24 protein-coding genes are annotated in these 24,082 nt (G+C 62.6%); 5 read left to right on the top strand and 19 right to left on the bottom strand.

Going from position 1 to position 24,082, the window contains the following annotated elements:
- Genes AD663_RS14300 through AD663_RS14320 form a run of 5 tightly spaced genes read right to left on the bottom strand, consistent with a single transcriptional unit; the run spans position 1 to position 4,258 of the window.
- Complete coding sequence (locus AD663_RS14300; RefSeq protein WP_003181995.1) at positions 1-645, bottom strand: tetratricopeptide repeat protein; 645 nt, start codon at positions 643-645, stop codon at positions 1-3.
- Complete coding sequence (locus AD663_RS14305; protein ID WP_003181997.1) at positions 642-1,451, bottom strand: SDR family oxidoreductase; 810 nt, start codon at positions 1,449-1,451, stop codon at positions 642-644. The genes AD663_RS14300 and AD663_RS14305 overlap by 4 nt, the downstream gene beginning before the upstream one ends.
- A 2-nt stretch (positions 1,452-1,453) precedes the next feature.
- Positions 1,454-2,113, bottom strand: coding sequence for a TenA family transcriptional regulator (locus tag AD663_RS14310; RefSeq protein WP_003181999.1), 660 nt, complete (start codon positions 2,111-2,113; stop codon positions 1,454-1,456).
- Positions 2,110-3,591, bottom strand: coding sequence for an AMP-binding protein (locus AD663_RS14315; RefSeq protein WP_003182000.1), 1,482 nt, complete (start codon positions 3,589-3,591; stop codon positions 2,110-2,112). Before AD663_RS14315 ends, AD663_RS14310 begins: the two co-directional genes overlap by 4 nt.
- A complete protein-coding gene (locus tag AD663_RS14320) occupies positions 3,581-4,258 on the bottom strand; it encodes a thermostable hemolysin (protein ID WP_053213984.1) in 678 nt (225 codons plus the stop codon). The genes AD663_RS14315 and AD663_RS14320 overlap by 11 nt, the downstream gene beginning before the upstream one ends.
- A 238-nt stretch (positions 4,259-4,496) precedes the next feature.
- On the opposite strand from AD663_RS14320, the gene AD663_RS14325 reads away from it, so the two are divergent.
- Positions 4,497-6,203 carry an amidase gene (locus tag AD663_RS14325; protein ID WP_003182004.1) on the top strand — a complete coding sequence of 569 codons (1,707 nt, stop codon included), beginning with the start codon at positions 4,497-4,499 and terminating at the stop codon, positions 6,201-6,203.
- A 220-nt stretch (positions 6,204-6,423) separates the two neighbouring features.
- Complete coding sequence (locus tag AD663_RS14330; protein WP_003182006.1) at positions 6,424-7,788, top strand: OprD family porin; 1,365 nt, start codon at positions 6,424-6,426, stop codon at positions 7,786-7,788.
- 52 nt (positions 7,789-7,840) lie between these two features.
- Here the strand turns inward: AD663_RS14330 and AD663_RS14335 are convergent, their stop codons facing one another.
- Positions 7,841-8,695, bottom strand: a complete 855-nt coding sequence (locus tag AD663_RS14335) for a LysR family transcriptional regulator (RefSeq protein ID WP_003182009.1) — start codon at positions 8,693-8,695, stop codon at positions 7,841-7,843.
- Positions 8,696-8,769: 74 nt separating this feature from the next.
- Between AD663_RS14335 and AD663_RS14340 the strand changes: the two genes are divergently transcribed.
- Positions 8,770-9,717: a DMT family transporter gene (locus tag AD663_RS14340; RefSeq protein WP_003182011.1), complete on the top strand. Its 948-nt coding sequence runs from the start codon at positions 8,770-8,772 to the stop codon at positions 9,715-9,717.
- A 1-nt stretch (position 9,718) separates the two neighbouring features.
- Here AD663_RS14340 and AD663_RS14345 read toward each other — a convergent pair whose 3' ends face one another.
- Positions 9,719-10,252 (bottom strand): DUF488 family protein, encoded by a 534-nt coding sequence (locus tag AD663_RS14345; protein WP_003182013.1) that lies wholly within the window; start codon positions 10,250-10,252, stop codon positions 9,719-9,721.
- Between the two features lie 113 nt (positions 10,253-10,365).
- Positions 10,366-10,713, bottom strand: coding sequence for a carboxymuconolactone decarboxylase family protein (locus tag AD663_RS14350; RefSeq protein ID WP_003182015.1), 348 nt, complete (start codon positions 10,711-10,713; stop codon positions 10,366-10,368).
- A gap of 110 nt (positions 10,714-10,823) precedes the next feature.
- Here AD663_RS14350 and AD663_RS14355 point away from each other — a divergent pair, with 110 nt between their 5' ends.
- Positions 10,824-11,729 carry an AraC family transcriptional regulator gene (locus tag AD663_RS14355; protein WP_003182017.1) on the top strand — a complete coding sequence of 302 codons (906 nt, stop codon included), beginning with the start codon at positions 10,824-10,826 and terminating at the stop codon, positions 11,727-11,729.
- Here the strand turns inward: AD663_RS14355 and AD663_RS14360 are convergent.
- From AD663_RS14360 to AD663_RS14405, 10 genes are all read right to left on the bottom strand, one after another.
- Positions 11,726-12,646, bottom strand: coding sequence for a LysR family transcriptional regulator (locus AD663_RS14360; RefSeq protein ID WP_003182019.1), 921 nt, complete (start codon positions 12,644-12,646; stop codon positions 11,726-11,728). The two genes, AD663_RS14355 and AD663_RS14360, sit on opposite strands and share 4 nt — an antisense overlap.
- Positions 12,646-13,566 (bottom strand): LysR family transcriptional regulator, encoded by a 921-nt coding sequence (locus tag AD663_RS14365; protein ID WP_053213985.1) that lies wholly within the window; start codon positions 13,564-13,566, stop codon positions 12,646-12,648. The genes AD663_RS14360 and AD663_RS14365 overlap by 1 nt, the downstream gene beginning before the upstream one ends.
- Before the next feature lie 88 nt (positions 13,567-13,654).
- Positions 13,655-14,284, bottom strand: a complete 630-nt coding sequence (locus AD663_RS14370) for a glutathione S-transferase family protein (protein ID WP_053213986.1) — start codon at positions 14,282-14,284, stop codon at positions 13,655-13,657.
- A 168-nt stretch (positions 14,285-14,452) separates the two neighbouring features.
- On the bottom strand, positions 14,453-16,507 hold the full coding sequence (locus AD663_RS14375) for a pyridoxamine 5'-phosphate oxidase family protein (protein ID WP_053213987.1): 2,055 nt from the start codon (positions 16,505-16,507) through the stop codon (positions 14,453-14,455).
- 216 nt (positions 16,508-16,723) lie between these two features.
- Positions 16,724-17,125 (bottom strand): biopolymer transporter ExbD, encoded by a 402-nt coding sequence (locus AD663_RS14380; RefSeq protein WP_003182025.1) that lies wholly within the window; start codon positions 17,123-17,125, stop codon positions 16,724-16,726.
- Between the two features lies 1 nt (position 17,126).
- Positions 17,127-17,852, bottom strand: a complete 726-nt coding sequence (locus AD663_RS14385; RefSeq protein WP_003182027.1) for a MotA/TolQ/ExbB proton channel family protein — start codon at positions 17,850-17,852, stop codon at positions 17,127-17,129.
- Positions 17,853-17,936: 84 nt separating this feature from the next.
- Complete coding sequence (locus AD663_RS14390) at positions 17,937-18,749, bottom strand: energy transducer TonB (protein ID WP_053213988.1); 813 nt, start codon at positions 18,747-18,749, stop codon at positions 17,937-17,939.
- A gap of 48 nt (positions 18,750-18,797) precedes the next feature.
- Positions 18,798-19,850 carry an ABC transporter substrate-binding protein gene (locus AD663_RS14395; protein WP_053214074.1) on the bottom strand — a complete coding sequence of 351 codons (1,053 nt, stop codon included), beginning with the start codon at positions 19,848-19,850 and terminating at the stop codon, positions 18,798-18,800.
- The gene (locus AD663_RS14400; RefSeq protein ID WP_003182033.1) at positions 19,843-20,655 is read right to left on the bottom strand and encodes an ABC transporter ATP-binding protein; all 813 of its coding nucleotides are present in this window, start codon (positions 20,653-20,655) and stop codon (positions 19,843-19,845) included. Before AD663_RS14400 ends, AD663_RS14395 begins: the two co-directional genes overlap by 8 nt.
- Before the next feature lies 1 nt (position 20,656).
- A complete protein-coding gene (locus AD663_RS14405) occupies positions 20,657-21,541 on the bottom strand; it encodes an ABC transporter permease (RefSeq protein WP_003182034.1) in 885 nt (294 codons plus the stop codon).
- Positions 21,542-21,923: 382 nt separating this feature from the next.
- Between AD663_RS14405 and AD663_RS14410 the strand changes: the two genes are divergently transcribed.
- The gene (locus tag AD663_RS14410) at positions 21,924-23,012 is read left to right on the top strand and encodes an LLM class flavin-dependent oxidoreductase (RefSeq protein WP_053213989.1); all 1,089 of its coding nucleotides are present in this window, start codon (positions 21,924-21,926) and stop codon (positions 23,010-23,012) included.
- A 164-nt stretch (positions 23,013-23,176) separates the two neighbouring features.
- On the opposite strand, the gene AD663_RS14415 is transcribed toward AD663_RS14410, so the two are convergent.
- The gene (locus AD663_RS14415) at positions 23,177-23,971 is read right to left on the bottom strand and encodes a class II aldolase/adducin family protein (protein WP_053213990.1); all 795 of its coding nucleotides are present in this window, start codon (positions 23,969-23,971) and stop codon (positions 23,177-23,179) included.
- Positions 23,972-24,082: the final 111 nt, after the last annotated feature.

Raw genomic sequence — 24,082 nt, forward strand, 5'->3', positions numbered from 1 at the left:
TCAGTCGAGTTTCTTGTCCACGTCGGCCAGCAGCGCCTGGATTTCCTTGCGCCTTCCCGCATCGGCGCTTTCGCGCCCTGGTCGCGGCGCTGCCAGCAAGGCCTTTTGCAGGGCCGCCCTGGCTTCAACATAATGCTTCTGACGGTAGAGGTGATCGCCCCAGAAGTACAGGCTATCGATGCCGTTGGGGTTGAGTTGCAACGCTTGCTTGAGCAACTGCTCGGCCTTGTCCGAGTCGCCAAACCCCAGGGGCCAGCCGGGCACCCGGTCATAAAGTGCGCCGAGACTGGTGTAGGCCGAACCTTGCAGTGCCTTGGGGTCGAGCGCCAGGGCTTTTTCCAGATCGGCCCTGGCGTCCTTGACCTTGCCCAGCGCACCGATCCCGCCTTGGGCGCCGGCCCAACCGCTGCTGACGATGCCGGACCAGATCCACGCCTCGGCCACCGACTGGCGTTCCTGCTTGAACTGCGATGCTTGCGCCGCCAGCTTCTCGAAGGCCTCGGCACGTTGCCCCTCGGGCAGCTCATATTGAATGTGCGCCCAGCGCTGCTGGATGTCGCCCAGGCGCTGCTGGTCGACGGCGTCCAGTGCCCAGACGCTTTGGCTCAAGGCCGCGACCAGTAGACAGGTAAAAATCTTTTTCATGGCTTGAGGTGCTCGTTCTCGGGTTTATGACTGAGGCGGCGGACCAGTGCCAATTGCTTGCGCAGGCCACGGTCCACCAGGTTGGGGAGCAGGCTGTTGAGGCCGACGAAAAAGCGTTCAGGCCAGCCCAGATAGAGCTCGCGGCGGTCGCCGATGATGGCGTGGATAACCGCCGATGCCACGGTTTGCGGGTCGTCCACATTGGCTTTCAGTGCCTCGTTGAGGGCATCGGCTGCCGGACTGTTCATCGATGTACGCGTGGCCCGTGGCGCCACGTACAGTACGCCGACGCGGGTATCGGCCAGCTCCCGGCGCAACGCTTCGGAAAACCCGCGCAAGGCAAACTTGCTGGCGCAGTAGCTGGCATAGCCGGGGTAGCCAATGGAGCCGTAGGTTGAACCCACGTTGACCACCATGGCGCTGTCGGCCGCCTTGAGCAGCGGCAGGAGCAGTTTGGTCAGGCAGATCGGCGCGCTGATGTTCAACGCCAGCATGGCGGTGATCTCGCTATCGTCCAATTGTTCGAGCATGGCGAAGTGGTTCACCCCGGCAGCATTGATCAGCAGGTTGATACCGCCCAGCGCTTCGGCGGCGACCAGGACCTTGCGCCGGTCGGCCAAGAAGGTCAGGTCGGCGCCGACCCAGCAAATGTGTTGCGGGTAGCGCTCGATCAACGGCTGTAACGCTTCGCGGTGCCTGGCGACGGCCAGTACCCGGGCGCCACTGGCGCAAAGCGCCTCGGCGATGGCCAGTCCGATCCCACCGCTGGCGCCGGTCAATACAACACGGGCATCGCACAGGCGCATGATCACGCTCCCCCATCGCGGGGCAAGCCGCGGAACATGTCGGTGTAGAGCTGGTACACGACCTTGGAGGCGTGAATCACCGCTGCCTGGTCCGCCGGATCTTCGAGCCGGTTCATCAAGCCGCGGTAGGTCTGCATGTGTTCGATGTCCAGCGACCCGTGGGAGCTGAGGTAGCTGAACGCCGTGGGCGGCAATTCCAGGCGCTGGCGGATGCTGTCGGCGGCATGGGTCGCCAGGGCGATGCTGGTGCCTTCGAGCACGTTGACCATGCCGAACAGTCCTGCCGGATTGCCCCGGGCGATCAAGTCGTAGAGGTAACTGACCATCAGTTCGATGGGCAGCGACGGTTGGCCGTTGCGCACCGCCTCCTTGTCGCCACCGCACACGGCGATGTCATCCAACACCCACTGCTCGTGGCCATATTCTTCATCGATGTACTCGCACACGGCCTTGCGCAGCCATTCCAGGCGGGTGGGCAGGCGCGCGCCGCAGGCCATCATCAACGGGACCGTGTGGCGTACGTGGTAGTACGCCTGGATCAGGAACGCCCGATAGCTGGCCAGGCTGACCTGCCCATTGAGGGCATCACGGATGATCGGCAGATTGAACAGCGTCTGCCGCTCCTGCTCGGTGGCTTGTTGCAACGTGTCGAAAAAATTCATGAAGAGAACTCCTGGGACGAAACGGATGGGATGAGCAGCGCCCGGTAATGCTCGACGATGGCATCACGGCGCGGGCGGCCGTTGGCGGTAAGCAGGCCGTTGGCCGTCGTAAAAGGTTCCTGCAGTCGCGTCCAGCGATGGGCCCGTGCGTAGTCGGGCAATGCCGCGTTGGCCTTGGCCACGGCCATCTCCAGCGCATGATCGGAGCAATCGGCGCGGCTGGGCCAAAGCAGCGCGTGGTTGTGGGGCAGTGCCTCGCCATAGACGAAAGCCTGGGCGATGTCACCGCCTTGGGTGAGTTCGGCTTCGACCCATTCGGGATTGACGTTGCGGCCGAAGCTGGTCACGAACTGATGCTTCTTGCGCCCGCGCAGATAGAGGTAGCCGTCAGCGTCGAACTCGCCCAGGTCGCCGCTGGGCCACCATTGGCCGTCAAGCGTGGGCTCACCCAGGTAACCCAGCAGGGTCGAGCCTTTGATCATGACTTCACCGTCGTCGGCCAGGTGTACCTCCACATGGGGCAACGGCTGGCCAACACTGCCGGCGCGATGGGCCTGTGGTCGATTGAGGCATACCACCGAAGCGCATTCCGACAACCCATAGCCTTCAAATATCGGTAATCCGATGCGCTGGGCCCGTTGCAGCAGATCTTGGGATACCCGCGCCCCGCCCACGGCGGCGAAGCGAACAGTGTGCGGGTTAAATGCTTTCTGCTCAGCGGCCATCACCAGCATCAACAGCAACTGCGGCACCAGGATCAGGCTTTGCGCACGACGTTCGGCCAGGCACCCCAGCAGGCGCGTCGGGTCGACCCCGCTGGCGCCCTGGATGCCGAGGGTCTTCTGGCTGGGCAGGCTGAGCATCGCACCGGCATAAAGCGCCGCGTAGCACCCCAGGTTCTCCAGCAGAATCGCCAAGGGCAACAAGGCCAGATGGTGCCTTGCCTCGACCGGTTGGCTGGCCTGCTCCAGCTCTCGGGCAACCCGTAGCATGCTGTCGGCGGCCAGGCAGACGCCTTTGGGCGTGCCGGTCGTGCCGGAGGTGAACGTCAGCTTGGCGGTACCCGCCGGCAGGCGGCTCGGCTCGTCGAAGCAACGCGCCCAGAACTCGCCTCTTTGCTGGTAACCAGCGGCTTGGAGTTCCTCTGCATATGCCGGTTCGGCAATCACCCGCTCGGCCTGGCTCTGCTCCAGGCAATGGCGGCGTTGGGCCTGGCTGAAAAATCCGGGCAGGAGAACACAGGGCAGTCCTTCGAAGAGCGCGGCCAAGTCCCAGAGGATGGCTTCGATGCCGTTGTCCAACGCCAGGGCGACGACGCGAACCTGCTCATCGCGCAAGCGTTGCTGGCGGTACATCACTTCGGAATAAAGCGTGGCGTAGTCCAGCTGAGAGCCATCGCCCCACAGCGCTACCGCGTGGCCTCGACGCTCGGCGTGCCCGCGCAGGGTGCGCTTGAACAGTTGCATTTCAGGCGACATGGCTGGTCTCCCCGTGAGTTGGCAAGAGCCCCAGGCGATTGAACAGACCGATATTGCGCAAATGAATGAAGCCGGCGCGGATGTTTCCGACGTGGACCCACGGCTGGCTCTCGTAGTAGCGGCCCCAAAGGTGACGATCCTCGCCCAGGCGCTGCGGGTCGGCCGGGCACAGGGTCACGGGCTTGAGGCCGAGGCGATGAAAGCTGTTGACCAGCCCGGCGTTGCCGGTGAACGCGACCCACTCCAGGCCGCCCATGGCCAGCAAATAAGTGATCGCAATGATGCTCAGCCGGGCGCTGCCTGTGTCGCTGGCAGCCAGGTTGCCAACCTCGACGATGCCGGCGCGATCCACAGGACGGTCCGCGGCAGCATTGATCAAAGGCTCGATGGGCTCATCCAGATAACGTTCGAGAAACAGCGGCCCTTGGGCGGCCCGACGCACCCCAGCGACTGCGCAGAGCGTGCCATTGACGTCATCGAGGCCGAACAGCTCTGGCATGAAGTGCCGGATATCGGCGCCGTGAACCTTGCGGAAACGCTGCTGGATAAACGCTTCGAATTCTGCTCGCCGAGGCTCTCCCGACAGGGCCCGGTGAAGGTGGCGAACCGGCGGGCCGCCATCACCAAAGGCCAGCGGCAGGCGGATGTTCCAGTCGAAATGGGGCATGGGTCTACGTTCTCCGGGCTAGTGGGAGAAAGTATCGAGGCCGTTTCTTAACGAAGTCTGAAGGCGACGGATATCCCATTTGGGCACGTTCGAAAAATAATCCTGAACTGCCCCTGGCTGCTTTTCCGTAGTACAGTGGCCAAGACCGATAAATATCCATGTTGAGATGACCTGATAGGTCAGGATCCACTCAATGAACCCGAACTCCTCGTTATCCCACTGCCGCGGTGCCAACAACATGATCGAAATCACCGAAGCTTCCATTGCCCAATTGCGCGCTGCGCTCGAATCGGGCCAGACCACTGCGGTAGAGCTTGTCCGAGCCTACCTCGCCAGGATCGATGCCTACGATGGCCCAGAGACCCCCACTGCCCTCAACGCGGTGGTCGTGCGCAACCCCGATGCCTTGAAGGAAGCGCAGGCGTCCGATGCGCGTCGGGCCAGCGGCCAGGCCCTGGGCCCGCTCGATGGCATCCCTTACACCGCCAAGGACAGTTACCTGGTGAAGGGCCTCACCGCGGCTTCCGGCAGCCCGGCCTTCAAGGATCTGGTCGCCTATCGCGATGCGTTCACCATCGAGCGGCTTCGTGCTGCCGGGGCGATCTGCCTGGGCAAGACCAACATGCCGCCGATGGCCAATGGCGGCATGCAACGCGGGGTATATGGCCGCGCGGAGAGTCCTTACAACGGCGACTACCTCACCGCGCCGTTTGCCTCGGGCTCCTCGAACGGTGCCGGCACGGCCACTGCGGCCAGTTTCGCGGCGTTCGGTCTCGCCGAGGAAACCTGGTCGAGCGGACGCGGCCCGGCATCCAATAACGGTTTGTGCGCCTATACCCCCTCGCGCGGCGTGATCTCGGTGCGCGGTAACTGGCCGCTGACGCCGACGATGGACGTCGTCGTACCCTTCGCCCGGACCATGGCCGACCTTCTTGAGGTGCTGGACGTGGTGGTGGCCCATGACCCGGACACCCGTGGTGACCTGTGGCGGCTGCAACCCTGGGTACCGATTCCCAGCGTCGACTCGGTTCGCCCTGCCTCCTACCTGAGCCTTGCAAGCAATCCAGGGACACTCGCCGGCGTTCGGCTCGGCGTGCCACGGATGTACATCAATGCCGATCCCGAAGCAGGTACGGCGGAAAAACCCGGCATCGGTGGCCCCACCGGGCAGCGGATCATCACCCGCGCCTCGGTAATCGACCTGTGGCAAGAGGCTCGTGCGGCCCTTGAAGCCTGTGGCGCTAAAGTGATCGAAGTGGACTTCCCGCTGGTGTCCAACTGCGAGGGCGATCGACCCGGCGCACCGACGGTGTACACCCGTGGCCTGGTATCCAAGGAGTTTTTGCACCATGAATTGTGGGACCTGTCGGCCTGGGCCTTCGATGATTTCCTGCGGGCCAACGGGGATCCGAAACTCAACCGCCTGGCGGACGTCGACGGGCCGCAAATCTTCCCCCACGACCCCGGCACCCTGCCCAACCGCGAGGATGACCTTGCCGCGGGCATGGATGAATACGTGAAGATGGCCCAGCGCGGCATCACGCCTTGGGACCAGATTCCGACATTGCCTGACGGTTTGCGGGGCCTTGAAGAAACGCGCCGAATCGATCTCGAGGACTGGATGGCGCAGCTTGGCCTGGACGCGGTGATCTTCCCGACCGTCGCCGACGTCGGGCCGGCGGATGCGGACGTCAACCCGGCCTCCGCCGACATTGCCTGGAGCAACGGCGTCTGGGTCGCCAATGGCAACCTCGCCATTCGCCACCTGGGCGTGCCCACCGTCACCGTGCCGATGGGCGTCATGGCAGACATCGGCATGCCCGTCGGGCTGACGTTCGCCGGTCGCGCCTACGACGATTCGACGCTGTTGCAGTTGGCCTCGGCGTTCGAATCGATTGGCTCGAAGCGGCAGGTCCCGCCTCGCACACCGCCATTGTCGGCGTGAAAAAGTAAGGAGGGGCGGGATATACCGCCCCTTTTCCACGATACCGCAACGAGGGTCATCCGCATCGGCTGCAGCCAGGCGGGTGTACTCGGTGTTCACCTGCTCGATTTCCCCTCCCTCGCCCAAGCGCAATTAACAACGATTAACTCGCTCGCCCGCGCGTCGCCATCAAGAATGGCGACCTTGATCTGAAAGTCACTCTCCACGCGGGAAAGGAAGCATGCTGCCAACTGCACCAAACAACGTCTTCGCGCCCGACCCCGTGCCCGTCTCCCTGAAGCCGCTCTGGTTCCTTGCGCTGCTCACCTCCTGCAGCGCGTCGGCGCTGGCGCAGGAAGGCCCCCAAGATTCCCCTGGCTTGCTTGAGGGGGCAACGCTCGATGTGCTCAGCCGTAACTTCTATCTCAACAATGACTACCGTACCGAGAACCCGACGGGCAAAAGCTACAAACAGGAATGGGCCCAGGGTTTCATCGCATCGTTCGAGTCCGGTTTCACTCCTGGCACGATCGGTGTAGGTATCGACGCCCATGGTTTTCTCGGTTTGAAACTGGACGGTGGCAAAGGGCATTCCGGGACCGGATTGCTGCCGCTGGACCAGGACGGTCGCAGCGAGGCGCGCTATTCCAGCGCGGGCGGTGCGCTGAAGTTCCGCAGTGCACAAACCACCCTGGCGGTGGGCGAAATGACCGTGGCGACTCCGGTGTTCGACACCGCAGACAAGCGCCTGCAACCGGAGTACGCCAGCGGTTGGCTTCTGTCGAACCAGTCAATCCAAGGTATCGATGTGCAGGCCGGCCATTTTTATGCTTTCAAGAACCAGGACGCCTCGACCGGCAAAGGTGATTTTTCGGGCTACGGTGCCACGACGCGCAACCACGACATCGACTTCATCGGCGCCGACCTGCTCGCCGGACAGGCTACCGGCGGCGCCTTCTACGCCTCGGAATTGAGCGATACGTGGCGCCAGTACTACGGCAATGTCCATACGACGCTCGGCGGCCTGTTCCTCGACGGCAACCTGTATCACACCCGCGATCAGGGCGAGGCAGCGGCTGGAGCCATCGATACCACCGCCTATAGCCTGTCCGGCAAATACCGGATCAACGCCCAGGCATTCACCCTGGCCTATCAGAAAATCCACGGCGACACGCCTTTCGATTTTGTCGGCGGCGACTCCATCTACTTGGCCAACTCGATCAAATACGCCGACTTCAATGGCCCGGGCGAACGGTCGTGGCAAGCACGGTATGACCTGGATCTTGGGACCCTGGGCATTCCCGGCCTGAGCTTCATGGCCCGTTATGTGACCGGACGCGGGATAGACGGCAGTCATGCTCCGAAAGGCGGCGCCTACAACCCGTTCGATATTGACAGCGGCACCTATCAGCCACAACAACGGGCTGGAGGCCGTCATTGGGAGCGCGACCTGGACCTGCACTATGTGGTGCAGTCCGGTCCGGCGAAGGATTTGTCGGTGCAACTGTCCCACGTCACCCATCGAGCCAACAGCGCCCAGGCCGGCGATGATATCGACAGGCTGTATGTGGTGATCCAGTACCCGCTCAAGCTCGGACCGCTTTGACCCGGCAAGTCGTGCCCTTCTCCAAACCGTCGACGACGCAGCGTTGTCGGCGCTACAAGCGAAAACGTTGCGCCATGGCGTGGCAGAGCAAGTCCACCGCTTCGTCGGCGTGCGAGGCCTGCGACCGTAGAAACACCACTTCATGCTCGGCGATGGCAGGCAGTCCCTCAAGAATCCGCATCGCCTCCGTCACCCGGGCGCGGTCGATCAGGCTGATCGCCAGGCCGGCTTCCACGCACGCCTTGACGGCCTGGTTGGAGGGGCTTTCCAGGACGATGCGAGTCTTGCGTCCGCTTTGCCTGAGGGACTCGATCATCGCTTGCCGATAAGGGCACTGCGCCGCGTGAACGGCCAGTGGCAACGGCACCATCGAGGCAACTGCGGCATGGGCGGGACCTACCCAGACGGGTGTGGTGGAAACCAGCACTTGAGCCTCTGCGCTCGGCTCGCCTTTGGGCTGGGTAAGGACCGCCGCCTGGAGTTTGCCGCGCTGTACCAGGTCGCGCAGCGCGTAGCTCGGCGCGGTCTTGAGTTCCAGCACCACGTTGGGCCACGCAGCCGTGAAGGTCGGGAGAATGTCGCGGATGACATGGTCGGCGTATTCGTCCGGTACGCCGAGGATAATGCGCCCGGCCAGGCGGGTGCCCTGCAGGTCGGCCAACACTCGGTCATGGGTGCTGAGCAACTCCGCCGTGGCCACCAGCAGCCGTTTGCCCAGCGCGGTCAGGGAAACAGCCTGATTGTCGCGGTTGAGCAAGCGCCCGCCGGCGACCACTTCCAGCCGCTGTATGTGCACGGTCACCGCCGCCGGGCTTTTGTGCAGCAATTGCGCCGCCGCGCTGAATTTGCCAATGCGCGCCACGGTGTGGAATGTGCGGATCAGATCAATATCGAGTATGGCCGGCATGGTTTAATCTTCGTGAATAATTGATGCAGATTATTTTGATTTATCAGATTACACAGGTTTCGTAGGCTGAGGCCATGGACCTGAATAAATCGCTGTCTTGCCCCCCTCTCTACCGTGCTGACTGGCGCCGGGCGCTTCCCCTGCCTTTGCTTGAAGCCGCCTTGCTCCTGGCCTGGAGCTCAGGGTTCGTCGGTGCGCGGTTCTCCCTCGATTACGCCCCGGCGTTGCTGGTGGTGTTCTGGCGCTGCGTCGTGGTCACGCTCGTTCTGTTTCCCTTCGTCGCCAAATCACTCCGGCGCACCTCACCTGGCGTCTTGCTGAAAAATGCCGGCATCGGCCTGCTGGCCATGGCGGGGTATCTGGCCGGCATCACCCAGGGGATTGCCCTCGGCGTGCCCGCGGGCCTGGCCGCGCTGGTCGCCGATCTGCTGCCGATGTGCCTGGCGCTGTTGACCGCAGGCGTGCTTGGACAACGACTGGCCTGGCAGGTCTGGGTGGGCCTGCTCATCGGTCTGCTGGGCGTTTCGCTGGTGACCCACGGCGCGTTGGCCTGGGGCGATGCCCCGTTGTGGGCGTATGGCCTGCCACTGCTGGGCATGCTTTCGCTCGCCGTCGCGACTCTCTGGCAGAAACACTTGGCGCCCTCCGAATCAATGGAGCTGCTGCCCAACCTGTGGCTGCAATGTTGCGTCTCAGGTATCGCCTTCGCTGTCATCGAAGGTTCCCAAGGCAGTCTCGCGCCCCTTCCCACCACAGGCTTTGCCCTGAGCGTATTGTGGACCGCGGGATTATCGACGATGGGCGGTTATGGGCTGTATTGGATGTGCCTGCGCCGCGCGACAGCCACTCGGGTCGCCAGCGTCCTGTACCTCAGCCCGCCGATTACGATGCTCTGGGCCTGGGCCATGTTCGGCGAGCCGCTTTCCTGGCAGATGGTGGCCGGCATGGCGGTGTCGGGCATGGGGATCTGGCTGGTGGTGCGCACGGAAGCGCGGCAGGCGAAACGATCGCAAGCCAGTTGATCTAGCTTGCAGGGTAAGTCAGCTTCAACCCAGTCACCTTCGCGGCAGGATTCAGCACGGCCTTGGTCGATTTGTCCTTATCCATGATATGGATGACCTCGATACCGCGAAGCAACAGATAGTCCGCGATGATCCTGCGGTGACAGCGCCACCAGACCGCCTCCGCACACATGATCGCGCAACGCTGGGTTCTGCTCAGTTCCAAAAGGCGATCCAGGCCTTCTTCAAACTCATCCGAGAGCGCGTAATCGGCGTAGTTGTGAAAGCTGCGATTGTCCCAGAACGAATTGACTTCATCGCCCACCGTCCGGGATTTCTTGCGCAGTCCACCGAGCTGGGCAATCTGCTCATGCCCGATTCCCACATTAGCCAGCTGTTGTCCAAACGTATCGAGGTTGTATTGCGGGTTGGTCCGGGACCGGGGGACCGTTCTGACATCGATAATCATCCCTATGCTAAAACCTTTGACGATATCCACGAACTGGTCGAGGGTCTTGGTGGAGTGACCAATCGTGTAAACCGGGTAACTTTCCATACGTGAACATCCAAACGATAGGCTCTGCCGTTAGGCCCCGCAGGGAAGCAATGGTTCTTCAAACAAAAAGCCCCGGAACCTTTAAAGGGCCGGGGCTTGGCAGGGCGTGGAAATCAAGCCTGTTCTTTCAGCGTGTCATACGCCTCCAGCGAACGCAGCGAGTAGATGTAGGCCGCGCCGGCGTTCAACGAAATCGCGGTTGCCAGGGCGGCGGCGATTTCCTCGCGGCTGGCGCCGGCCTTGATGGCGGCGTCCGTGTGCGTGGCGATACAACCATCGCAGCGGGTGGTGACTGCCACGGCAATCGAGATGAGTTCACGGGTCTTGGCATCGAGCACATTGTTTTCGCTGGCGGCTTCCCCAAGGGCCATGTAGGCCTTGACCATTTTGGGGTTGCTGCGGCCCAGAGCGCCAAAGGCTTTCTTGACGGAAGACAACAAATCGGACCAGTTATGGAACATGGCATTAACTCCTGAGTGGGTTGGGTGTACTGTTTCAACGCCCTCAGTTTTCCATCCTGGCGCGGGAAGGTTTTGTCCGATGCGCTCAGTTTTTTTTGCGAAACGCTCAAATGAATGCAATCGATAAACTCATCAGCCTGGCCAACGTTCGCGGCAGCCTGGATCTGCGTTGCCAGTTCGAGGGCGACTGGGCCCTGGACCATGAACAGCAGGCCCTGGGCACGGCGCCCTATCACATCGTGCTGGCGGGAGAGTGCCGGGTGGAATTTCCCGACGGGCAGCGCCTGCCCATGCGCGCCGGTGACATTCTGCTGTTGCCCCGCGGCGCGCGGCACGTGATGCACAGCCCCGGAAAGAGCGTGCCGCCGAGCACTCCTAAGCAGGTGACCGGTGGCACGCTGCCGATTCATCGCATCGGCGGCGCCAGCCCGGAACTGGACATGCTGTGCGGTGGCTTTCACTACAACCGTGCTTCGCTGCTGTTCGCATCCCTGCCCGATTACCTGGTGATTCCCAGCGGCGCGGGGCCGGCCAACGGGCCGTTATCGGCGCTGGTCGGGGTGATCCGGCAGGAGGCTGACGACGATAAAGTCGGCGCCCGTTTCTTGCTCGACGCACTTACCCAGGCACTGTTCACGCTGATTTTACGCACGCACCTGGCCAGCCAGGGCCAGGACAGCGGCGCGCTGGCCCTGCTCGGCGACAAGCGCCTGGGCCGGGCCTGGCAGGCAATCCTGGCGGATCCGGCGCATGAATGGACCATTCAAGGCCTGGCGGACATCGCCAACATGTCCCGCGCCAGTTTCATGCGCGCGTTCGTCAATGTGGCCGGCGCCTCGCCGTGGGTGCTATTGACGCAGGTGCGCATGGAGCTGGCCTTCGGCCTGCTGAGCCACTCACACCTGGGGCTGAGCGATATTGCGGTGCAGGTCGGCTATCAATCCCAGGCCGCGTTCAGCAAGAAGTTCAAGGACATCTACGGCCAGGCGCCAGGAAAAGTTCGACGCGGGATCTAACCAAAAAATGCCGCATCGGGCCGCATGGCCGGGTGTTCACGCAGGCGATCGACAACGTAATCGACAAAGCTGCGTACCCGCATTGGCGCCTTGCGCCTTTCCCGATAAACCACATGGACCGGCAGCGAGGGCGGCTCGTAAGGTTGCAAGATCCTGCGCAATTGGCCGCTGTTCAAATAGTCGTACAAGGGGTAGCTCAGGCAACGGGTCAACCCCGCGCCATGAGCTGCGGCATCGATGGCGGCCTGGAGCGTGGCGCAACTGAGCCGCGTGCGAGCGTTGATGCAACTTGTCTCGCCTTGCTGTTGGAAGGACCAGCGGACCCTGTCCTGATTGGCTTGCGCGGCAATCAATCGGTGATTGCGCAGGTCCTGCGGCACTTCGGGCTCACCGTGAATCGCCAGGTAACCAGGGCTGCCGCAGACGATCGAACGAACGCTGCCGACCGGTCGGGCGATCAATGAAGAACTGGGTAACCGGCCCACCAGCACTGCCACATCCAGCCCCTCTTCGCTCATGTTCGGGAAACGATCATGGTAGTGGGCAAACACCTTGATCTGCGGATACAGATCCATATAGCCGGCCAGCAGCGGGGACATGACGTAGCGGCTGAACAGCAAGGGCAACAAGACCGTCAGATTGCCCTGCGCCTGGACATGCCAACCCTTGGCCAAAGCCTCGGCATCGTCGATGCCCTTGAGAATGCGCGAGCAATCGGCCATGAAGCCCGCGCCGGCTTCCGTCAGCACCACCCCGCGTGTGCTGCGCTGCAACAGCTGCACCCCGAGCCGCGCTTCCAGGCGAGCGATGGCACGGACCACGGTGGGACCGGAGACGTTGAGACGATGGGCCGCCGAGGCGAGGCTGGGGCACTGCGAGAGCGCATGAAACATCAGCATTTCATGATATCGCCCCATCAAGCGCTACCTTTGGCGACCGGCTTGAGCGTGGCGTCGCTCCCGAGCCGGTCCGTCAGGAAATCGACAAACGTGCGGACCTTGGCGGGTATCCGGTTGCTCTTTTGATACACCACGTGAATCGGCAACGCCGGCAGTTCAAATTCCTTGAGCACCACTTCCAGCGTTCCCTGCGCCACCTGCCTGGCGACTTGATAGGACAGCACGCGAGTGACGCCCCAGCCCTGGCAGGCGATGTTGATCGCGGCCTGATTGGCGGTGACCACCAGGCGCGGCTCGAAACGCAGGTTCAACGGCTTTGCCTGCGCCATGAATTGCCAGTCGCTGAGCAAGTGGCTGGCCGAAGACATGACGATATTGGCCTGGCTCAACTCTTCGGGGTGCCTGGGTGTCCCATGTCGCTGAAAATAGGCAGGCGCCGCGCAGATCACCTGCCGGACCTCCCCGACCTTGATGGCGTGCTGGTTGGTTTCCTGCAAATGGCCAATGCGTATCGCCACGTCGATCCCTTCGTCAGCAATGTTGACCACGCGGTCGACCAACAAGGCGTTGAGATGCACCGACGGGAACTGGTCCAGGTAATCGGTAAGCAGCGGCGCGATGTACAACTCGCCAAACAGCACCGGTGCCGTGACCGTCAGGTATCCGCACGGTATCGAATAGCTGCCGGCAGCCGCCTCCTCGGCCTCGTCGAGTTCGCCCAGGATTCGCCGGCAATCTTCCAGATAGCGTTGCCCCGCTTCGGTCAGGTGCACATTGCGGGTGGTGCGCGACAGCAGTTGGGTTCCGATGCGCTCTTCCATCCCGGCGATGGCACGCGTCACGCTCGGGGGCGAGATGCGCAGCCGGCGTGCGGCCGCGGCAAAGCCTTCTTCTTCCGCAACAGCCATGAAAACCTGCATTTCCTGGAAACGATCCATGGGCGACTCAGCCTGGGTTGAAGAAATTCAAGTGCAGCGGGATGGGGCGTGCCGCGAGGAATTGCGGCGCTCGCCCCTGGCTCCGGAATCAAACCTGTTGCAAGCCTTTGGCGGTGCGTTGCATGCCGACGAAATTCGGCAACGCTTCGATGCTGCCCAGCCACGCACGGACCTGCGGGTAGTCGCTCAGCGAGACGTTGCCTTCCGGTGCGTGTGACACGTAAGTGTAGGCGGCAACGTCAGCGATGCTCGGTTGGTCACCTGCCAGGAACTTGCTTTGTTCCAATTCCTGTTCCATGACCTGCAACAGCGCGTGGGAGCGCTTAATGGCATCTGCCGCGTCATAACCTGCACCGAATACGGTGATCAACCGCGCGTTAGCGGGGCCCTGGTTGATCTGGCCGGCGGCCACCGAAAGCCAGCGCTGGATTTTGGCTTGGGCAAGCGGATCGTCCGGCAGCCATTGCCCCTTGCCGTACTTGGCCGCGAGGTAGACCAGGATCACGTTCGAGTCGGCCAGGACGGTGCCGTTGTCATCGATCACCGGCACCTGGCCAAAACGATTGATGGCCAGGAATTGCGGGGTCTTGTGCTCACCCTTCATCAGGTCGACGAATATCAACTCGGTCGGCAGGCCCAGCAGGGACAACATCAGCTCGACGCGATGGGAGTGACCGGACAAGGGGTGGCGATAAAGTTTGATCGCTTTCTCAGGCATGACGTACTCCGTACTGTTGGCTCGAAGCGGCAATCGCGTCGATGGCGCTATCCTCTACTCCCTTGCCAGGCACCGGAATAACCAGCTTTTACAATCCAGCATTTCATCCAACGAAAGAGTCGACCGCCGCATCCGGCCTCAGCGGGATGCAGCGCGCCGGCATTCGCGTCAAATGTCGAGCACCAGGGTTTCACTGCCCTGCGCCGGCACCGCGCAGCAGATCAACACCTCGTCCTCGGCCACCGGCTCCGCAGGCTGGGTCAGGTAATGCACCTGGCCACGGGTCAAGCGGGTCTTGCAGGTGCCGCAGGAACCGCCACGGCAACTGAACTCCGGGTTCAATCCGCGCGCCTCGGCCAGCTCCAGCAGCGAACCATTGCCCGGCTCCCAACGCGCTTCCTTGCCGGAGCTGGCGAACAGGACCTTCACCGCGTCGCTCGCGGCGGGCACTTGCTCGGCTGCGGGCACGCTGACTTCGATGTCGCGCACTAGCGTGGAGGGGCCGAAAGTTTCTGCGTGCAGGCGGTCGTCAGGGATGCGCAGGCCCCGCAATCCGTCATACAGCGCCTGGGTAAAGCCGCCCGGTCCGCACAAATAATAGTCGTAGTCGTTGAGGGGCAGCAGGCGCTTGAGCAGCTCCACGTCGATCCGGCCCGCCAAGTCGTAGCCTTCACCGACATTCACGTCGAGGGCCGGTTGGCTGACCACGCGCAGTATCCGCAGCCTGTCCCCGGCGCGCGCCGCCAGTTCGTCGAGCTCCTCGCGAAACGCCAGGTCGGCCACGGTGCGCGCACTTTGTACCAGCCAGACCGGGCGCATGCGGCTGATGCGTTGGCCCTGGTAAACAACCTCCCGCAACATCGACAGCAGCGGCGTGATACCGACCCCCGCCGCCAACAGCACCAAGGGGCGCCGCTCGGTGGGCTGAACAGTGAAATGGCCCTGGGGGGCGCGCGCCTCGATTTCATGCAGCGCCTGGACCTGGTCATGCAAGTGGGACGACACCGTGCCGTCGCGCTTGACGCTGATGCGCAGGAAATCATCCGACGGCGCGCTGGACACGCTGTACGTGCGGATCGATGGCGTTTTCTGCCCTGGCAGAAGGACCCGCACGGGCAAATGCTGCCCGGCTTCGAACCGTGGCAAACCCGCCCCGTCGCTCGCCTGCAAGTAGAACGAACGGATGCTGGGGCTTTCATCCACCACCCGCGTGACCTGCAGCGAACGCCAGTGGGTACGCAAGGCCTCGGCCTGCAAGCGTTCAGCGGCGTGCTCCCAACTGCCGGTCATCAGCGAGTTGGGCGAGTCGCCCTCGTCCTGGTCTTTCCAGCGCAACGGGATGGCCGCCGGCCGGTAAACGATGCGTTGCGGGGTGAAACGCAGCAACCGCTCGGCGCCCTGAAACGCCGAAATTTGCGGGTCGTCCAGCAGGACTTGCGCCGAACCGCTCATTTGCAGCAGGTCGCCTGTCTGGAAATCGATGAACACCAAGCCCGCACGCGGGTTCAGCAGGATGTTGCCCAAGGTGTTGAAGAACAGGTTCCCGGAAAAGTCGGGAACGGTCAGCGACCCGTCTTCGTCCATGCGCACGAACCCTGGCTTGCCGCCGCGATGGGAGGCATCGACTTGCCGCTCGCCGTCGCGCACGACATAAGTGGCGATGTAAAACGAATCGGCCGCCGTCACCAGCCGACGGACCAACGGGTCCGTCGCGGTCAATGGCCGAGGCGCGAGCGCCTGCTCGTCGACAAAGTGATACTGGCGCAGGTTGATGTAGCGAGGGCAGTTGCCATAGGCCTGGCTAACGGAAATATCCAGTCCTTGCTCAAGCTGACCGCGTACGACGCCATTCATGCGGTTACGTCGACGGGTGTGCAGCTCGATGCCCAGCATGCCGATGGCATCGCCCTCGCCCATGCCTTCCTGGGCCGGGTCGTTGGGCTGCGGTTCGCAGTGGATGTGCAAGGTCTGCGGGTCGGGCGAATTCATGAAGCCGGGCTGACCGGTGCGCAGGGTCGCCCATACGTCGCCTTGCCGATCCACCGCACCCAACACCACGAAAGGCAATTGGGCGTAGAACTCGCGATGCTGGTCCGGCATCCAGGTGCGCGCCAGTTGCCGCTGGCCGACGCTGGCCATCATGTCGACCGCCCCGACGGAGCGCTGCAATGTCAGCTCTCCTTCATGCCAAGGCGAGGGTTTTGCTTTCAAGGCTTCGTCCATCAGCTGCTCCTCGCGCCCGCAGCAGGACAGCCTGCGCCAGTGCGCTCCGGTTAGGAATCGTGCACCGCACTCGCACGGGTGTGCAGGTGGGTGGAGTCATCTTCATCCCAAAGCGGCTGCGCAGGAATACGCACAAACTGCAATCCACCCTTTCATAAAATGGAACGGTGGCGTGGGCAGGCCGATACAGCGAAGCGACGTGGGCGCGTCGTCCTTCTATTTCGCCGTGATCACCGACAGCTTGGTAATCCCGGCGCGCTCGATGGATGCCATGGCGCGGGCGACCTCGCCATAGTTCACGCCGTTGTCCGCCTGCAATTGCACACGCACCTCCGGATTCTTTGCCTTGGCCGCCTGCAGGTTGAATTCGAGCAGGTCCGCCTGGATCTCGTCCTTGTTGATGAACACCTTGCCCTTGTCGTCGATGCTCACCACCAGCGGGTCTTTCTGCTCCACCGGCGCCACCGACTCGGTCTTTGGCAGGTTGATCGGGATGGCGTTGGTGAGCAGCGGCGCCGTGACGATGAACACCACCAATAGCACCAACATGACGTCCACCAGGGGCGTCACGTTGATCTCGCTGAGTACCTCATCACTGTCTTGTGTCGAGAAGGCCATATCAAGACGCCTCCTTCACTTTCTGCCCGGCGACAGTCGCGCCGGACTTGCTCAGTACCGGGTGCAACAACACGCGGAAGGCGTTTTTCTGCGCCAGGCTGTAGAAGTCGTGGGCGAAGTCATCCAGGTCGGCGGCGGTCAGCTTCAGGCGCCGAAGCAGATAGTTGTACACCAGCACCGCCGGCACCGCGACGGCAATACCGACACCCGTGGCAACCAGCGCGGCACCGATGGGACCGGCCACGGTTTCCAGGCTCGCCGAGCCGGCGGCACTGATGCCCTTCAACGCCGACATGATGCCCCAGACAGTCCCGAACAGACCGATGAAGGGCGAGGTGCTGCCGATACTGGCGAGAATCGCCAGGCCGCTTTCCAGTGAGCGGCGCTCGCGCACGATCTGCTGGCGCAAGGCGCGCTCGAGCCGGTCCTGGTGGTTGATCGACTGGCTCAGATCGGCCGCTTGAGCGCCCTCCGGCACCTGGATCGCCGCGTAGCCGGCCAGCGCCACACGGGCCGCGGCGCCCGGTTGGCCCTGGGCCAGTTCAGCAGCCGAATCGAGGCTGGAGGCGGCCCAGAAGCGTTTATGGAAGCGGCGATCCTGGGTCTTGAGGCGGGTGAACTGCACACCCTTGAGCAAGGCCAGCCCCCAGGTGGCAACGGAAAAGAGGATCAACACCCAGATGACGGCATGTTCGATGGATTCAAAAGGCGATGCGATCAGGTTCATGGTCAGGCTCTCCAACAAGGCATTAGATCGGTTGCAGCGATGCGCCTTTTGTCAGGTGGCCCGCGGTCTCTGGGTACAGTTGAGTTACTTGATTTTGAAATCGATGGGCACGCTGACCCAGCCGTCCTGGGCAACATCGCCCTGTTTGGCCGGGACAAAGCTCCAGCGCTTGACCGCCGCCAGCGCTGCGTCGTCGAGCTGATCGCGGCCACTGCTTTTCTGGATCTGGATCTCGCCGGGCTTGCCACTGGCCAGCACATGCACCCGCAACAACACCGTCCCTTCCCAGCCACGGCGCATGGCAAGCGACGGGTATTCAGGCGCCGGGTTCTTCAGGTAGCCAGCGCTGGCCGACGGCGGGGTCAGCGGTTTCGGCGCGGGTGGTGCGGGAGGCGCCGGGGCCGCAACCGGTTGTGACGGCGCGGGCGGCGCAGGCGGCTGTTCCACCGCCTTGGCAACCGGCTTGGGCGGCGGCTTGAGCACTGGTTTAGGCTTGGGAATGGGTTTGGGCGGCGGTGGCTTGACCGCCAGCTCATCCTCGACCGGCGGCGGTGGCTCGGCCGCAGGCTGTGGAATCGGTGCCGGAGGTGGTGGTTCTACCACCGGTGGCGCAGGTTGGGAAAACTCGATGGTCATCGGCGGGACCTGCGGCGGCACCACCGGCAACAGTGGCGCTGGCGCCTGGTTGACCCAGACGATCACCGCACCATGCAGCACCAACGCGAACACTCCGAGCAAGACCCCTTCGCGGCGACTCAACACGCCCTTGGGCGTGGTGTGCAACCGCAGTGTACCCAGCGGCTCGCGAAAGGCCCGGCCAAGATCAAGCAGCTCACCGCCAGGCAGCGGGCGCCGGAAAACTTCCAGGGCCTGGGTGGCGCTCTGAACATTGCCCATTCATCGACTCCTTTGAATAACCCGATTGAACATGCGCCTGACGCGGGACTAACGCGTCGACGCCGATTGCCTCAGTGCCGCAGATCCCGGGGCAAACACCTGGTCGTCCATCAGCGCGTTGACATCGACACGGTGAGGAAAAATCTTTTTCTCCACGAACAAATCATCGACCTGCTGCAACGCCTGGACGTCTCGTGCCTCAACCGGGACCAGCGATTCATCGCCCCAGCGGCGCAACGTTTGCGAAACCTCAAGGGGTACGTCGTTAGCCTTGGCGAAGACCTGGGCGTACTCCTCGGGATGGTCCTGCGCCCACTCGAAGGCCTTGGCAAAACGGCCGAGGACATCGCTCAGCGCCTTGCGCTTGAGCGGATCGCCCAAGGCCTCATCGGACGCTGTGATAAACGTCAGCCCCGAGTTGATGCCCTCGCCGCTGATCAATACCCGGGCGCCCTTCTGCTCGGCAAACGCTTGGTAGACGCCAAAGGTTGCCCAGGCTTCGATTTTCCCGGCATTGAACGCCGGCAAGGCATCGGTGGGCAGGACAAAACCCACCTTGACGTCCTGTTCCTCGACGCCAGCCTTCGCCAGGGCGCGAATCAGCAGGTATTGGGCGATGCTGCCCCGGGCCGATGAAACCACGACGTTGCGGCCTTTGAGGTCGGCGACGCTGCGAATCGGCGAGTCTGGCGGCACCAGGATTGCGATGCTTCGCGATTGGCCGCGCCGCACCGCGACAATGCGCAGCGGCGTACCGCCCGTGGCGGCCGCGAGTACCGGTGTATCACCGGCCGGCGCCAGGTCGACTGCACCGGCGCGCAGGGCCTCGAACAACGGCGCCGCGCCCTGGAAGTTCGCCCATTGCACCTTGTACTCGATGCCGTCCAGTGCCTTCGACGCTTCCACCACCGTGCGCAGGCCCTTGGCCTGGTCGCCCAGCACCAGCGTCACGCCGGACAAGTCCGCAGCCCCGGCGGACGGCGGTCGAGTGTCAGCGCTCTCGCCGCAACCACTGAGCAACAGCACGGCGCCGGCCAGCAGAACCGTGGCTTTCCAGAAATATACTGGCCTGCGGGAGGCCTTTATCGACCGATCAGCCATGGGCAAAACGCCGGACATTGGTGCTCGGCGCCTGACGCGCCGCGCCGGTTGCCTGAGCCGCCGGCTCGACCCGTTCAACCCCCAACAGCTCCAGCAGGCGCGTGCGAATCTGTTGGAAACCTTCCTGGCCGGTGTCCCGGGCCCTGGGCAGGTCGATCGTCAATTGTTCGGCAATCTTGCCGTTGGCCAGCACGATCACCCGATCGGCCAGCAGAATGGCTTCGTCCACGTCGTGGGTGACCAACAACACGGCGGGCGTATGCTTGCGCCACAAGTCGATGATCAGCCGATGCATGCGGATCCGTGTCAGCGCATCGAGGGCGGCGAACGGCTCGTCGAGCAGCAACAGCTTGGGTTCGCGCACCAGGCCCCGGGCCAGCGCTACCCGCTGGGCTTCGCCACCGGAGAGCGTCGCCGGGTAGGCTTCCAGCCGATGGGCCAGGCCCACCTCGGTCAGGGCTTCCACCGCGCGGAGCCTGGCGTCAGGAATGCGCAGGCCGAGGACGACATTCTTCCAGGCGCGCTTCCACGGCATCAGCCGGGGCTCCTGGAACACCGCAGCCCGAGCCTTGGGCACTCGCAACTGACCGCTGTCGATGCTGTCGAGCCCCGCCAGGCTGCGCAACAAGGTGGTCTTGCCCGAACCGCTGGCGCCCAGCAATGCGACAAATTCCCCCGGGGCTATATCCAGGTCCAGGCCGTCGATGACTCGTTGCTGGCCAAATTGACGCACCACATTGCGCAACTGCACAGGTGCTGCTGATTCCGTGGGTTTGGATGCATCCACGCGTTCGATGCTCGACATGTCAGTTCCTCACAAAAGTTGGGCGCCAGGCCAGGGCAAATCGCTCCAGCGTGCGGATCAGTCCATCGATCAACAGGCCGAGGATGCTGTAGATGAGCAGGCAGATCACAATCACGTCGGTGCGCATGAAGTCCCGCGCGTCACTGGCCAGGTAGCCGATGCCGGCGGTGGTGTTGATTTGCTCGACGAAGACCAGCGCCAGCCAGGAAATACCCAGGGAATAGCGCAGGCCAACAAAAAAGGAAGGCAAGGAACCCGGCAGGATCACATGCCAGATCAGCTCCCGGCGGCTCAGCCCCAGGGTGTTGGCCGCCTCGATCAGCTTGGGGTCGATATTGCGAATGCCGGCGAAAAGATTCAGGTACACCGGAAAGGTCGTGCCGATGACGATCAGGGCGATCTTGGTGAATTCGCCGATGCCGAACCAGAGGATGAACAGCGGTACCAGGGCCAGCGAAGGGATCGTGCGCAACATCTGCATCGGCGAATCGAGCACCACTTCGCCGCGTTTCGACAACCCACTGATCAGCGCCGCGACCACGCCAATCGTCACACCGATGCTCAATCCCACGAGCGCCCGTTGCAGCGAGACCAACAGATGTTTGCCGAGTTCTCCCGAGGCAATCATGGCCCACAGCGTCCCGCCGATCTGCGACGGCGCGGCGATGATCCGCTGCGGAATCAGGCCCCAGCGTGACGCCAGCTCCCACAGCAGCAGCAATACCAAGGGGCTGATCAACCGCAACAGCGCCTCGGGCGTGCGCCAATTGCGCAACCAGTCGGGGGCCAGCCGCGACAGTCCCTGGTGTGCTGCGCCGAGGCGAACGGCCTTATCGATGGAAAACGAGCTGCTGGTGCTCTGTGTCTGGAAAGTCTTGTCGGTCATCAGGCGTCCTTCCTCGTAAAGAACATGGCTGCAAACGCCATGCATCAGCTTCGGGATTCATGCTATTCGCATAAAAAACCGCAGTGAAATTCTTTTTAGGAATAACCTAATATGATTAAAAATCAGATATAGCGCATATCAGATAAATTATTTGCATAGTAAGACGCCTCAACCGGCGCGGACTGCAGCGGCTGCGGCCAACCACCTGCAAAATGCATATTGCTGATGCACTCAATGAATTTTGATTAATATTTTTCATAATTAACTTAGAACAAATCGGCATTTCACAGCCTTGCCTTGCTGCGCCTACCTTTCATCATCACGGACCGACCCCACGCGGTGGAGGCTTCAAATACGCCCGTTCAACGAAAAGGACCCCACCATGAGTATTGAATTCATCGGCTTCATCGGCGGCCACCACGCCTCGGAAATCCACCCTCGCAGCGGCCCTGTCCTCCAACCCGAATACGTCGAGCAAGTCGCCCGGGCTCATGAAGAGGCAGGGTTCGACCGGGCGCTGGTCGCGTTTCATTCCAACAGTCCGGACAGCACGTTGATCGCCTCTCACGCCGCCAGCGTGACGACCAACTTGAAGTTCCTGATTGCTCATCGGCCGGGATTTGCCGCCCCCACCCTGGCCGCCCGCCAGTTCGCCACGCTGGATGTGTTCAACGGCGGACGCACCGCCGTGCACATCATTACCGGCGGCGATGATCGCGAACTGCGCGCGGACGGCAGCCACATCGGCAAGGACGAGCGCTACGCGCGCACCGATGAATACCTCGATGTGGTGCGCCAGGAATGGACCCGCGAGCAACCTTTCGATTACCAGGGCAAGTACTACCAGGTCGACGGTGCTCACTCGCAGGTAAAGTCACCGCAACAGCCGCATATCCCGCTGTACTTCGGCGGCTCATCGGCGGCGGCCATCGCTGTAGCGGGCAAGCATGCGGACGTCTATGCCTTGTGGGGTGAAACCTACGAGCAGGTTCGCGATGTGGTGAACCAGGTTCGCGCCGAAGCCGCCAGGCATGGCCGCAGCATTCGCTTCAGCCTGTCGTTGCGACCGATCCTGGCGGACACCGAGGAACAGGCCTGGGATCGTGCCGAACGCATCCTGCAACAGGCCACTGCGCTGGCCGAACAGAATGGCTTCGTTCGCCGCGAGCCCCCGAACGAAGGCTCGCGACGCCTGCTGGCCGCCGCTGCCCAAGGTGCGCGCCTGGACAAGCGCCTGTGGACCGGCATTGCCAACCTGCTCGGTGCCCAAGGCAATTCAACCTCCCTGGTAGGCACCCCGGAACAAGTGGCGCACGCCCTGCTCGATTATTACGACCTGGGCATCACCACTTTCCTGATCCGCGGCTTCGACCCGCTCGAAGATGCCATCGACTATGGCAAGCGCCTCATCCCACTGACCCGCCAACTCCTCGCCGAACGCGAGCGCCAGGCCGCAGAAAAAGTCGCGTGAAACAGTGGGCTTTTTTGCTTGAGCGGCGTGTCAGGCCAAATGTGGGAGCGGGCTTGCCCGCGAAGGCGGCGGCACATTCGACAATTTGCAAGCTGACACACCGCTATCGCGAGCTTGCTCGCGAAGGCGGTCTGCCAGGCAAAGCTGCAAGCCCGATTAAAAGCTCAGTTCTTGTAGTCGACGTCGGTCCGTTCCAACTGCCGGATCAGTGCATTCCAATGCCGCGCCACCCCAGGCCCGTCACCGCTCTTGAGCGCTTCGGCCTGGGTTTCGACCTTGGCCACGACGTCCGCCGGGGGGAAGATCAGTTCGGCATTGCCGCCCGCCTGTGCCGCGGTCTGGATATTGCAGGCGCGCTCCAGCCCTTGCAGCTGCTGGAAAGCGTGCTCGACGCTGACTCCCGCCGTCAGCAAACCGTGGTTGCGCAAGATCAACACGCTCTTGTCCCCCAGGTCCGCCACCAGCCGCTCACGCTCGTCGAGGTCCAGGGCGATGCCTTCGTAGCCGTGATAGGCGACCCGCCCGGAGAAGGCGATGGAATGCTGGGAAATCGGCAGCAGCCCATCGCGCTGGGCCGACACGGCGATGCCGTCACGGGTGTGGGTGTGCAGCACCGCTTGAAGGTCCGGACGGGCACCGTGGATGGCGCTGTGGATCACATAACCGGCGTAGTTGATGCCCAACCCCGTCGGGTCATCGACGAGGGTGCCGTCGATGTCGACCTTGACCAGGTTGGACGCGGTGATTTCATCGAACAGCAAGCCGAAGGCGTTAATAAGAAAATGCTCATCAGGCCCAGGCACCCGCGCGGAAAAATGCGTATAGATGTGATCGGTCCATTTGAACAAGGCTGCCAGCCGATAAGCGGCGGCCAGCTTCACCCGCACCTCCCATTCTTCGGGGCTGACACGCTGGCGAACATTTTTCGAAACGCTGGATAACGGGCTGACGCTACTCATGGCAAAACTTCCTGGATGGCCTTAAGGATCTCCAGGAAGCCTAGGGGAAGACAAAAAATAATAAAAAGCACATTTTAATCTAAGCTAATTATTATTTTTTTTTATGATATG

It is taken from the genome of Pseudomonas sp. Q12-87, assembly GCF_001269755.1.
Taxonomy (GTDB): Bacteria; Pseudomonadota; Gammaproteobacteria; order Pseudomonadales; family Pseudomonadaceae; genus Aquipseudomonas; species Aquipseudomonas fluorescens_S.

What these genes read in the sequence shown, in the direction of transcription:
- AD663_RS14340 (WP_003182011.1), top strand. Translation starts at nt 8,770, where the DNA reads ATGGACCTGAATAAATCGCTGTCTTGCCCCCCTCTCTACCGTGCTGAC.
- AD663_RS14345 (WP_003182013.1), bottom strand. Translation starts at nt 10,252, where the DNA reads ATGGAAAGTTACCCGGTTTACACGATTGGTCACTCCACCAAGACCCTC.
- AD663_RS14365 (WP_053213985.1), bottom strand. Translation starts at nt 13,566, where the DNA reads ATGGATCGTTTCCAGGAAATGCAGGTTTTCATGGCTGTTGCGGAAGAA.
- AD663_RS14325 (WP_003182004.1), top strand. Translation starts at nt 4,497, where the DNA reads ATGATCGAAATCACCGAAGCTTCCATTGCCCAATTGCGCGCTGCGCTC.
- AD663_RS14380 (WP_003182025.1), bottom strand. Translation starts at nt 17,125, where the DNA reads ATGGCCTTCTCGACACAAGACAGTGATGAGGTACTCAGCGAGATCAAC.
- AD663_RS14410 (WP_053213989.1), top strand. Translation starts at nt 21,924, where the DNA reads ATGAGTATTGAATTCATCGGCTTCATCGGCGGCCACCACGCCTCGGAA.
- AD663_RS14350 (WP_003182015.1), bottom strand. Translation starts at nt 10,713, where the DNA reads ATGTTCCATAACTGGTCCGATTTGTTGTCTTCCGTCAAGAAAGCCTTT.
- AD663_RS14320 (WP_053213984.1), bottom strand. Translation starts at nt 4,258, where the DNA reads ATGCCCCATTTCGACTGGAACATCCGCCTGCCGCTGGCCTTTGGTGAT.
- AD663_RS14355 (WP_003182017.1), top strand. Translation starts at nt 10,824, where the DNA reads ATGAATGCAATCGATAAACTCATCAGCCTGGCCAACGTTCGCGGCAGC.
- AD663_RS14315 (WP_003182000.1), bottom strand. Translation starts at nt 3,591, where the DNA reads ATGTCGCCTGAAATGCAACTGTTCAAGCGCACCCTGCGCGGGCACGCC.
- AD663_RS14415 (WP_053213990.1), bottom strand. Translation starts at nt 23,971, where the DNA reads ATGAGTAGCGTCAGCCCGTTATCCAGCGTTTCGAAAAATGTTCGCCAG.
- AD663_RS14300 (WP_003181995.1), bottom strand. Translation starts at nt 645, where the DNA reads ATGAAAAAGATTTTTACCTGTCTACTGGTCGCGGCCTTGAGCCAAAGC.
- AD663_RS14360 (WP_003182019.1), bottom strand. Translation starts at nt 12,646, where the DNA reads ATGGGGCGATATCATGAAATGCTGATGTTTCATGCGCTCTCGCAGTGC.
- AD663_RS14400 (WP_003182033.1), bottom strand. Translation starts at nt 20,655, where the DNA reads ATGTCGAGCATCGAACGCGTGGATGCATCCAAACCCACGGAATCAGCA.
- AD663_RS14390 (WP_053213988.1), bottom strand. Translation starts at nt 18,749, where the DNA reads ATGGGCAATGTTCAGAGCGCCACCCAGGCCCTGGAAGTTTTCCGGCGC.
- AD663_RS14305 (WP_003181997.1), bottom strand. Translation starts at nt 1,451, where the DNA reads ATGCGCCTGTGCGATGCCCGTGTTGTATTGACCGGCGCCAGCGGTGGG.
- AD663_RS14385 (WP_003182027.1), bottom strand. Translation starts at nt 17,852, where the DNA reads ATGAACCTGATCGCATCGCCTTTTGAATCCATCGAACATGCCGTCATC.
- AD663_RS14370 (WP_053213986.1), bottom strand. Translation starts at nt 14,284, where the DNA reads ATGCCTGAGAAAGCGATCAAACTTTATCGCCACCCCTTGTCCGGTCAC.
- AD663_RS14405 (WP_003182034.1), bottom strand. Translation starts at nt 21,541, where the DNA reads ATGACCGACAAGACTTTCCAGACACAGAGCACCAGCAGCTCGTTTTCC.
- AD663_RS14335 (WP_003182009.1), bottom strand. Translation starts at nt 8,695, where the DNA reads ATGCCGGCCATACTCGATATTGATCTGATCCGCACATTCCACACCGTG.
- AD663_RS14330 (WP_003182006.1), top strand. Translation starts at nt 6,424, where the DNA reads ATGCTGCCAACTGCACCAAACAACGTCTTCGCGCCCGACCCCGTGCCC.
- AD663_RS14395 (WP_053214074.1), bottom strand. Translation starts at nt 19,850, where the DNA reads ATGGCTGATCGGTCGATAAAGGCCTCCCGCAGGCCAGTATATTTCTGG.
- AD663_RS14310 (WP_003181999.1), bottom strand. Translation starts at nt 2,113, where the DNA reads ATGAATTTTTTCGACACGTTGCAACAAGCCACCGAGCAGGAGCGGCAG.
- AD663_RS14375 (WP_053213987.1), bottom strand. Translation starts at nt 16,507, where the DNA reads ATGGACGAAGCCTTGAAAGCAAAACCCTCGCCTTGGCATGAAGGAGAG.